6 protein-coding genes are annotated in these 10,405 nt (G+C 61.3%); 3 read left to right on the top strand and 3 right to left on the bottom strand.

All coding sequences use genetic code 11. The annotated features are described in order from the left end of the window. Positions 1–290 precede the first annotated feature (290 nt). The gene (locus tag OSA81_04665; protein MDE0898289.1) at positions 291–3,038 is read right to left on the bottom strand and encodes a prolyl oligopeptidase family serine peptidase; all 2,748 of its coding nucleotides are present in this window, start codon (positions 3,036–3,038) and stop codon (positions 291–293) included. Between the two features lie 327 nt (positions 3,039–3,365). Between OSA81_04665 and OSA81_04660 the strand changes: the two genes are divergently transcribed. After that, positions 3,366–5,672, top strand: a complete 2,307-nt coding sequence (locus OSA81_04660; protein MDE0898288.1) for a DPP IV N-terminal domain-containing protein — start codon at positions 3,366–3,368, stop codon at positions 5,670–5,672. Between the two features lie 229 nt (positions 5,673–5,901). Here OSA81_04660 and OSA81_04655 read toward each other — a convergent pair whose 3' ends face one another. After that, entirely contained in the window at positions 5,902–6,375 is a 474-nt protein-coding gene (locus OSA81_04655) for a peptidylprolyl isomerase (protein MDE0898287.1), read from the bottom strand. 94 nt (positions 6,376–6,469) lie between these two features. Between OSA81_04655 and OSA81_04650 the strand changes: the two genes are divergently transcribed. Both OSA81_04650 and OSA81_04645 read left to right on the top strand, forming a co-directional pair. Continuing rightward, positions 6,470–8,425: a hypothetical protein gene (locus tag OSA81_04650; GenBank protein ID MDE0898286.1), complete on the top strand. Its 1,956-nt coding sequence runs from the start codon at positions 6,470–6,472 to the stop codon at positions 8,423–8,425. After that, positions 8,425–9,411, top strand: a complete 987-nt coding sequence (locus tag OSA81_04645; protein MDE0898285.1) for a hypothetical protein — start codon at positions 8,425–8,427, stop codon at positions 9,409–9,411. Before OSA81_04650 ends, OSA81_04645 begins: the two co-directional genes overlap by 1 nt. On the opposite strand, the gene nudC is transcribed toward OSA81_04645, so the two are convergent. Further along, a complete protein-coding gene (gene nudC, locus OSA81_04640) occupies positions 9,408–10,238 on the bottom strand; it encodes an NAD(+) diphosphatase (protein ID MDE0898284.1) in 831 nt (276 codons plus the stop codon). The genes OSA81_04645 and nudC overlap by 4 nt on opposite strands. Positions 10,239–10,405 lie beyond the last annotated feature (167 nt).

Below are 10,405 nucleotides of genomic sequence, written 5' to 3'. Positions count from 1 at the left end.
CGCGCTCGGACGGGAAGAGGCGTTGCGTCGACTGAGGGCGGGTGCCGACGAGTTGTGTGGGAAGCCAGGTCCGAAAGGACCGGGAGATTCGACCGCGAACTGAGTCGGAAGGTCAGCCGACCGTCAGATCTATCGTCAGGTCCCCGCAGTTCGGTACTTCGGCAGAGTGTCGGGCTCCGGCGGTGTGGTGGGATCGCTGCTGCACCAATCCAGCAGCAGAAGAGCCCCCCACACCGAGATGTCGTTCAGGTGTCGCAGCGGTATGTGCGTTCGGCTGCGTCATCGGCCCCCTATCCGATCAACCTCGGCCTGAAAATTCTGGGAGCGTACTCCCTCAAGTGCTGGTCCTTGTCGACCTGTGGCACCCCGTCGGTCATCCATGACGGCGCCGCCATCCCTTTCAGATGATGGTTGTAGAAGTCTTGGAGTCGGTATTGGAAGTCGATGCGGTTCTGGAGCTTGCGGAGGCCGTGCCCTTCATCGGGATACGAGAGCCAGATGATCGGCTTCTTCAGGAAGCGGAGCGCGTTGTACCACTCCAGTCCCTGCTCCCAGTTTACGGTCGGGTCCTCTTCACCGTGCAGATAGAGCACGGGTGTATCCATGGTTTCGACGCCTGAAATCGGCGATTCGCTCCAGTAGAGATCGAAGTCGTCATAAGGATTCGATGCGTACCGGCCCTGTCCGTAGATGTCGTAGCTGTGGTTGTTCTGGCCACTTCCCACGAAGAGCTGATTGAACTCGCTCACCAGGTTGATCGGGGCAGCACCGTGGGCGATGGCTGAGAACATGGTAGAGCGCGTCGCGATGTATGCGCTGCCACCACCGCTGTAGGAATGGCCACTCAGTCCGACGGCCTCGGGATCGGCATAGCCCATCTCGATGACCTTTCGCGTGGCCGCTTCGACTGCTTCGAGCATGTCGGAGTGTGAACTCCCGAGGCGGAAGTGCACGTCGGGCTGCATCAGCAGGAAGCCGCTGCTGACCAGTCCGGCGAAGTTCGGCTGATGCCGGTAGATCGGGGTTGGATAGGCGTGCAGGTCCTGGGAGTATTTCTCGTAGAAGCGCACGACCATCGGCAGCTTGTCACCCTCCTGGTACGTCTCCGGAATCGCGAGCGTCCCCTGGAGCGGAATGCCATCATCCGTCGTGTAGTCGAAGAGAATTCGGCTGCCCCACAGGAATTCGTCCTGCTGAGGGTTCGCTACGGATACCCGGTCGCGGTCTCCGAAATCGCCATCGCTGACCCACAGATCGGGAAATTCCTCCCAGCTCTGAACGGTGAACAGGTACCGGTCAGCGTCCTCCGCCTTCTCCGGATTGCCGAAGCGATAATCCTCCCAGGTCAGCTCCTCAAGGTCGTCTCCATCGAGCTCGAAGAAGCCTTCCCTCTTGGTCCACTCACCGTAGGCCTCCAAGAGGAGCGGCTCATCCAGGTCGATCTCGCGCTCGTCCGGATCGGTCTGGACGTACCGGAGCCGGATCTCCTCCTCCGTGCCGAAGCCGTTGGTCAGATTCCGCGCCGGGCTCCCGTCATACGGTTGTAGCCAGACGTCGAACCGGTCATGCAGCAGCACTCCTTCACCCTCGTCCGCCCAGCCCGCGATGCCGTGAGGAGGCTTTTCGCCAAAACGGTCGAACTGCTGGTTCGTGAAGTCGACGCCACCCTGCAGGGTCAGGTTCACGTGCCGGTTGTCATCGAATTGGTAGTCCCAGACCTGCCCGTCTTTCCAGTAGAGGTAGTGCTCGCTATCCGGTGACATGCCGAGCGTCGAGAGATGGGCAGTCAGGGCAGGAGTGCGGTTACCAGTAGCCAGGTCGACGCGGTAGTAATCCGCGATTCGAGGCTCCCAGTCAGAGACGTATGCTCGGTCGTCACGGCCCATCCCCCAACGCCCGTTCCGGCTGATCTCGACGGAGCGCATCTGCTCGTCCGCGAGGTGGACAAGCTGACTGGCTGAGAGGCGCAAAGACGCCACGTAGGTGCGATTCCGGTCTTGCCGAAGCTGCTGCTGCTGCTGCGCCTGAATCCGGTCGTCCTCCCAGTGCCAGATGTTGACGTCTGCGAGCGGCAGGTCTTCGTCTGACCACTCATCCAATTCGGTCTCCTGCGGCTTGGTCCCTACGAAAATCATCTTCGCGTCTTCGTCGAAGACCACGCCGCCTTTCTCGCTGATAACCCATCCCTCGTTCAGGCCCGGTACATCTGGCGAGAAGTCGAAACGGGCAGGGGAGGGAAGCCGGACGCCCGCGAATGCCACGACGGTGTTCTCCCGCTCGACCATTCCGTCGGGGGTCGTTCCGCGCAGTACTGCGAGCGAGGATCCGTCTTCGGACCAGGTCAGGCGGGCGTAGCGGTCCTTGCTGTTGTCCAGACCACGCCGGGCACCTGTGGCGAGATCGACCAGGTAGAGCCCGTTCCCGTCTCCGCCTTCGGTGTCGACAGTAAACGCGAGGTGGGTGCCGGCGTCGTTGAACGCGAGGTCGGCCACGCTGCCAACGAGCTCTTGATATCCTTCTCTGAGATTCCGGAGGATCAGATCGGTGCCGTCGTGGTCTGCGTCGTCGTTCGTCTGACGCTTCTTCACAAAGAAATGGCTGCCGGTCTCAGAGAAGCCGAAGGAGTCCGCGTCGTCCCAGGTGAGCGACTCGCCCGTCAGCAGGTTCATAAGGCCGGCCTGACGGGGCACTGGGTCACCGTCACGTTCGAGCGTCTCGATCTCGCGGAAGTCGGGAGCCAGCGAGTACGCGACCCATGCGCCATCAGAGGAAAGCATCCCGTCCGATGCTCGCGGAATGTCGTGGCGGGCGTCGGTGTCGAGGCTCCGGACTGCCAGCGTGTCGTCGCCCCGCACCTTGCTGTACGTCCAAGCCGTCCAGCGACCGTCGTCCGAAATTGCGACTCCCTCAATGGTACGCCACAGCCTGTAGTCGGCGATCTCGAGCGGGCGCTTGTCCACGGCCTGGGCGAACAGAGAGGGTGCACCGACTACCGCGGTGAGGACAAACATGTACGCTACGCGAACTGTGCGGGTCATGACGGGACTCCGGAGTGGACGTATCTCAGGGAGAAACCGTACCGGCCGCGCCCGCGTGGGTCCAGTGCGTCCGCCTAACGGATCAGAGTCGCGGTTTTTCTGTACCGAAAAGACGAACCTCGCTCTTAGTCATTGGAGAACACAATGAGTGGGGTGATCGCCGGTGGTCTTGGCGGAAGGCCGTTCACCGGTAAGCTGAGTCCCCGACCCGCGCGTTGCCGGCCCAACGGAGCGGCGTCAGATTCGGAAGGAGGCGGGCCGGATGGGAGCGCGGCTCTCAGTCGGCTCGCCATTTTTTGTGTGGTACGGAATCTCCTGGAGGATGCCATGCGGCGCAGTGTCGCTTTTTCTGTCTTGTTCTTCGTTGCTGTCCCTGGCTTGGCTCGGGCGCAGACGCAGCTGACGGCCGACGATTATGCCCGCGCGGAGCGATTTCTCGGTGCGCAGACGAACCCCCTCTTGTATGGCGCCGCCGTGCGCGCCCACTGGCTGCCCGATGGTCGCTTCTGGTATCAGAACACCATCCCCGGCGGCGGTGAGTTTGTCATCGTCGAACCGGAGTCTGAGGAGAAAGGTCGAGCATTCGATCACGACCGGATTTCGGCGGCGCTGACGGCTGCGGGAGGAGTGTCTCTTGAGCCACTCGCCCTTCCGATTACGTCGATGACTTTCGAAGGTCACGATGTGACCCTTGAGCTCCGGGGACAGGGGACCTTCCGGTGCGATCTCGCCGAATATGAATGTGCTTCGGAGCAACCGACCCGGACACCGACAACAGCGAATGAGATCGCGTCACCCGATGGCCGCTACGCTGCCTTCATCCGCGAGCACAACATGTGGGTCCGTGACCGCGACAATGGAGAGGAGGAGCAGCTGACCACGGACGGTATCGAGGACTTCGGTTACGGGACCAACAACGCTGGCTGGGTACGTCGTGACCGGCCCGTCATGACATGGTCACCTGATTCGCGGAAGATCGCGACGTTCCAGCACGACTCCCGCGGTGTCGGGATGATGTATTTGACGACTACGGGTGTCGGACATCCGGAGCTCGATGCGTGGCGTTATCCGATGCCCGAAGACACGGTCATTTTTCGAGTGTCTCGGGTCGTACTCGATCTTGATCGCCCGGCTGGGGACCACATGGTTCGGCTGGATATGGACCCTGACCAGCATCGTTCGACGTGCAGCGACCACATCGAATGTGGCGGCCGAATCGGTGATCTCGAATGGAGTGCCGATGGGTCACACTTCGTTTTCGTGTCGTCCTCCCGTGACCACAAGGTCGCGAGCGTTCGCACAGCTGATGCTGTCACAGGCGACGTCCGCGACCTGTTCGAGGAGGTCGAGGAGACGTTCTACGAGTCGCAAAGCGGCTGGCGCTATCTCTCGGCGTCGAACGAGATCCTCTGGTTCTCGCAGCGCGACAACTGGGGCAACCTCTTCTTGTACGACTCCCGGACTGGTGCGCTGAAGCGGAAGGTCACAGAGGGCGACTGGAACGCGCTCGACCTGCGGGAGGTCAACGCAGAAGACCGTACGGTCACCTTTATGGGGAATGAGAGAGAGCCAGGCGACCCGTACTTCCAGTACCTGTACCGGGTCGGGCTGGACAATGGCGATGTTTCTCTCCTCACCCCCGACAGCGCGAATCACGCGGTGTCGATTTCGCCGGACGGGGCGTACTTCGTGGACTCCTACTCCACGCCGGTGATCCCCACCGTGACGGTCCTCCGAGACCGTGATGGTGACGAGGTCATGACGCTCGAAGAAGCGGATGCATCGCGGCTGGTTTCCTCAGGCTGGCAGCCGCCAATGCCGTTCAGCGTGAAGGCGAGAGACGGTGAGACGGACCTGTATGGACTGATGTTCCGTCCACTCGACTTCGATCCGAACGAGAAGTATCCGGTCGTGAACTACCTCTATCCTGGCCCCCAGAGCGGTTCAGTGGGCTCACGAAGTTTTCGTGCCTCGCACCGGGACCTCCAGTCGATCGCGGAGCTTGGTTTCGTCGTCATCGAGCTCGATGCGATGGGCACCCCGATGCGCTCGAAGGCTTTTCATGAGGCCTACTACGGAAACATGGGCGACAACGGACTGCCGGATCAGATGGGTGGAATCGAGCAGCTCGCCGCGAGGCACGAATGGATCGACGTGTCCAAGGTCGGGATCTTCGGGCACTCGGGAGGTGGCTTCGCCGCCGCTGACGCAATCATGCGCTACCCGGATTTCTACTCGGTAGCCGTGTCCCAGGCAGGGAATCATGACAACCGCAACTACGAAGACGACTGGGGCGAGAAGTGGCAGGGCCTGCTCGAAGAGTATCCCGACGGGACTACGAATTACGACAATCAGGCGAACCAGCTTCTTGTCGAGAACCTGCGTGGGAAGTTGCTGATCGCTCACGGGACCGTCGACGACAACGTGCCCCCGTCCAACACGATGCTCGTGGTGGATGCATTGATTGAGGCGAACAAGGACTTCGACATGCTCCTGTTGCCCAATCGCAGACATGGTTTTGGCAATGAGCCGTACATGATGAGGAGGCGCTGGGATTACTTCGTACGGCACCTTCTTGGCGCAGAACCTCCGCAGGGATACAAAATCGGCCAGATGGATCGGCCGATTGGCTGAGAAGAAGCGAGTCGAAGGACGATCGCGACCGACACCCGATACGTGTCAGGAATCGTCGGTGCGTACTACACGGCAGGCAGTGTGATTCGCATTAGCTGCGGATTGTGGATAAAACGACGCGCTCGCAGCGATGCCGCCAACACGAGAGGCCGGACCCTTTTCGGAGTCCGGCCTCAGTATCGCAAGAGAACCGCGTCTTGCGCAGTCGTGTCACTGGCGGGCGATCGGCCTACTCGCTCTCGCTGACCGTTACGCTCTTCATTACGACGTCGTCGGCAGGGCGGTCACCCATACCGGTCTCTGTGACGCCAATCGCCTCGACCACGTCCATGCCAGCGGTGACCTTGCCGAAGATCGCGTGCTTGCCATCCAGCCACGTGGTCGGGGCAAGAGTGATGAAGAACTGCGATCCGCCCGTGTTCGGGCCCGAGTTCGCCATCGAGAAGTAGCCCGCGACGTCGTGCGTGAGGCCAGGCGCGAATTCATCCGGGATGCTATAGCCGGGACCACCAGTTCCCCTTCCGTCCGGGCAACCACCTTGGATCATGAAATCCCTGATCACGCGATGGAAGACGAGGTCGTCGTAATACCCCTTTTTTGCGAGGTCAATGAAGTTGCCGGCGGTTTTCGGCGCGACGTCCATGAACATCTCGGCAACGATGGTGCCGTGATTCGTCTCAATTGTGACCGTTGGGTTGGCCATTCTTTACTCCATGTGCTGGGCAATTTCAGATGCCAAGGCTAAACAACCCGACATCTGATTGCCAGCCTCCGAAGGGGACGCCATGATGGTTTCCATGACGAAAGTGATTCAGTGGTCCGCGGTGGCGATCTTGGGCGTGACAGCGTGCACGCCTGCACTCAAGCTGACGCCGAGCGATGCCGATGTGGTGCTCGCTCGGCAGATCCTCGAGGCGCCCGACCCCGGCCAGCCCGGCTCGTTCGGAGTGCAGGCGCTCTACTACGGCTCTGGTACGGACAAGAACCGTCCCGAGTATAGGGATTCGGTTGCGATCACGACGCCGACTGTGGACGTGTCGAAGATGGTGAGCCTGGGAGCCTCGGCGTCCGAACGGAACGACTACTGGGACTTCACGCCGAAGGAGATGCCCCTCAACGCGCGGGTGTGGTATCCCGATGGTGAAGGGCCTTTCCCGTTGGTTCTGGTCGTCCACGGAAACCACGACATGCGGGACTTTTCCGACCCCGGGTACGACTACTTCGGAGAGTTGCTGGCGAGTCGTGGATACATCTTGGTGAGCGTGGATGAGAACTTCATCAACGGCGGCATTCGCGGTGAGAATGACGCGCGCGGGTGGTTCCTCCTGCGCCATGTGCAGCTATTCGAGGAGTTCAACGCCGAGGCTGGAAATCCGTTCGAGGGCAAGGTCGACATGAGCAATATTGTGCTCATGGGTCACTCCCGGGGTGGAGAAGCGGTGGCGAACGCGGCTGCGTTCAACGACCTGACACACTACCCGGACGACGCCTCCCTCAAGTTCGATTTCGGATACGACATCAAGGGGATCATCTCGATTGCACCGGTCGACGGGCAGTATCTCCCGACCGGCCGTCCCGTGGTCGTTGAGGACATGAGCTACCTGACCTTCCATGGGTCGCACGACGGGGACGTGACCAGCTTCCACGGTCTCCGCATCTACGATCGAATGAAGTTCAATGACCCTGATACGTTCAACTTCAAGTCCGCGGTGTACGTCTATCGCGCGAACCATGGTCAGTGGAACAGCGTCTGGGGCTCACACGACAGTGGCCCTCGCAGCGCACGGATCCTCGACCTCCGTGGCCTGATTCCAGAGGAGGACCAGCGCCGGTTCGCCGAGATCTATGTCTCGGCTTTTCTCGAGGTCGTGACGCGAGGGGACAAGAGCTACCTACCGATCTTTCGCGATCATCGGGTCATTGGCGAGTGGCTTCCGGAAACGATGTACATCACCCGCTTCGAGACCAGCGCGTTTCGGCCGCTCGCTGATTTCGAGGAAGACATCGACGTCACCAGTGGAAGTGAGCACGGCGTGACGATTGCTGGTGACTCCCTCGCCACATGGAAAGAGGCGAACCTGCTCCTCCGTTCCAGTAATCGGGCCAATACCTCAGCTTCCCAGGACAATCAGGGAGTTACGGTCGGCTGGAACAACCGGATGGCGGGCCCAGATACCACGGCCCACGGCCCGACCGCACGATACACGCTAGGCCTGCCCGCTGGACTCGCGGCGGACTGGCGACTCTCGGCGGGCTCGACGCTGGACTTCATGCTTGCCCCGACAAACGACGTCCCGGGACCGCGGAAAGCGCCGACCTCGGAGGATGACGAGGAAGAAGAGGAGGACAACGAGGACGATGAGACGGACGCCGCTGGTCGTGGAGGGGATGACGACGAAGAGGAGGAAGACCCAGATGTGGATCTCTCCATTGAGTTGCTCGACTCGTCCGGGCGAATGGCTCGCGTAACGCTGAGTGAGTATGGCGCAGTGCGACGCCCTCTGGATACGTACGTAATGCGGAGAGGAGACCGCGAGGCGGCCCGATTCCAGACGCATTGGGAGATGATTTTACAGACCTACTCAATTCCGTTGCGGGATTTCCTGGCGGACAATCGATCACTCGATGTGCGGCAGATCACCCAGATCAGCTTCGTCTTCGACCAAGTGCACGCGGGAGAGGTCATTATCGATCAGGTTGGCTTCAGTGACCTGGATCCGGGATTCCTCGGCGCGCGTGTGGAGGGCAGCTGATGATCTCCTCTACGCGGACGCAGACGTTCGACCTCTGCTGCTCGGGCCTGCTCTCGGTTCTCGCCCTGATGCTTGGAGTCACAGCCACTGAAGTCAGTGCGCAGACGGCTGGTGTACTGCCGAAGACCACCCAGTTGCCTGCTTCGACGAGAGCGATGGCCCTCGGTGACTCATACATTATGAATGCGGGCCATGCGGACGCTCTCTTCTACCATCCCGCCCTGCTTGCTGGAGCGTCGGGCGTCGGCTTCGAGATCCAGCGGTGGGGTGCCAACAGCAGTTCGGCCACGGTGTCGGCGGCGGTTCAGTGGCTTGGCGGAGGCGTCGGCATCGGTGTGCGGACGCTGCAGTACAGTGCGTTCGGGGCTGGCGTGCTCGCCGCGCCGGCGGGTCAGGATCACCTCTTCGGTTTCGGATCCGTTCCGGTCTCCGAGAGGGTAGCCACGATCGGATATGCCCGAAAAACTTTCTTCGACATCGATCTCGGCATCGGGGTCGATCTCGTGGACCAGAGGGTCGATAGCGATCGGCAGAGCGTCGTTCTGTTCGATATCGGGGTGGCTCGGGACGTAGGGCCTCTGGCAATCGGACTGACAGTCCATGATCTCGGAAAAAAGCCGATTGTCGATTCGGGGGCCGGACTAGCGAAGGTCGTGCTTGGTGCGGGTGGGTATGGTCAGCAGGTCGGGATCTTCGACTTGGGCTATGCCGCAAACCTCGGCTTCGCCGATGACGAGGTGACCTACGGCGGGGGCGTCGAGATCGGGTACTGGCCGGTGCAGGGTCGCACGTTCGTCGTGCGGGCAGGATTCCAGAGTGTCCCCGGCGGTAGTGAGGCCAAGCCGTTTACGACCGGACTTGCGTTCTGGGGCGATGAGATCACGATCGAGTGGGCGTTCCGTCCCTTTAAGGAATACACCGGCGATCCGGAGTCCCCTAATGCGTATGAGGGCGGTTCCCATCGCTTCGGACTGCGATGGCGCTAGGGTGCAGTTCGCTCCACGAAGTCCTTAATCAAGGCGTGGGCGATCGACATCGGGTGGGGCAGGGTCGGTAGCCGATCCCGGTCGAACCAGCGCGCGTCCTCAATTTCCTGCGCATCGATCTGAATCCCACCCTCGATCCAGTCAGCGACGAAGCCGACCATGAGTGAGTTAGGAAAGGAGTGCGGCTGACTAGCGAAATATCGAAGATTGCCGACTCGGACACCGACTTCTTCGGCGATCTCGCGGTGGACGCATTCCTCGAGCGACTCGCCGGGTTCGACGAAGCCCGCCAGGGTCGAGTAGACGCCCTCCGTGAAGTGGGGTGAGCGCCCGAGGAGCGCCTGGCGCCCTCGCTGCACGAGTACGATCACTGCTGGCGCGACGCGCGGAAAGTGCCTCTGCCCACAGGACGGGCAGGTCATCGAATCCTGCCGCAGCTCGCGCTCGGTTGCGGTGCCGCATCGCGAGCAGAATCGGTGCGTTCTGTGCCACTCGATGATCTGGCGAGCCCGGCCCGCCGCCCGGAAGTCGGCCTTGTTGAGCGCGTGATACGCGGCGCGAAGCCCGTCGATTCGAAAGTTCCCAGGCAACTCTAAGTTCTCCGGGAGAGAGATGAGCGACTCGCTGGTCAAGCCTCCGTCGGCTGCGGGCAGGCCTGCAGCCGACAGCATATCCCCGCCGATTGCGGCCTCAAGTTCGTCGAACTGCGGGAACCGAAGCGTGTCACCCTCGACTTTCATAATCAGTCTCGTGCCCGCGAAAGCGATGACGCGCAGTTCTCCTGTCATTCGGGCTGTCGCCTGTCCAGCACCATCGTTGCGTGACATACGGCACACGAAACCCAGACTCGGTCTCTCACGTAAGAGACGTCGGGGCGGGGCGGAACTGCTCGGCGGTCGAGAGGACTTTTGCATCGAGGACAGGCGAGTGATTCGCCGTCCCGGAACGCGGACCGCAGAAGTTGAGCCTCGTCATTGGTGAAACGTTCTCTACG

The sequence above is a fragment of the Longimicrobiales bacterium genome (assembly GCA_028823235.1).
Taxonomy (GTDB): Bacteria; Gemmatimonadota; Gemmatimonadetes; order Longimicrobiales; family Gaopeijiaceae; genus UBA2589.
This window is presented reverse-complemented; position numbering and strand designations above follow the sequence as displayed.

Excerpts from the sequence above, each read along its gene's own strand:
- OSA81_04650 (MDE0898286.1), top strand. The coding sequence starts at position 6,470 with ATGACGAAAGTGATTCAGTGGTCCGCGGTGGCGATCTTGGGCGTGACA.
- OSA81_04655 (MDE0898287.1), bottom strand. The coding sequence starts at position 6,375 with ATGGCCAACCCAACGGTCACAATTGAGACGAATCACGGCACCATCGTT.
- nudC (MDE0898284.1), bottom strand. The coding sequence starts at position 10,238 with ATGTCACGCAACGATGGTGCTGGACAGGCGACAGCCCGAATGACAGGA.
- OSA81_04645 (MDE0898285.1), top strand. The coding sequence starts at position 8,425 with ATGATCTCCTCTACGCGGACGCAGACGTTCGACCTCTGCTGCTCGGGC.
- OSA81_04660 (MDE0898288.1), top strand. The coding sequence starts at position 3,366 with ATGCGGCGCAGTGTCGCTTTTTCTGTCTTGTTCTTCGTTGCTGTCCCT.
- OSA81_04665 (MDE0898289.1), bottom strand. The coding sequence starts at position 3,038 with ATGACCCGCACAGTTCGCGTAGCGTACATGTTTGTCCTCACCGCGGTA.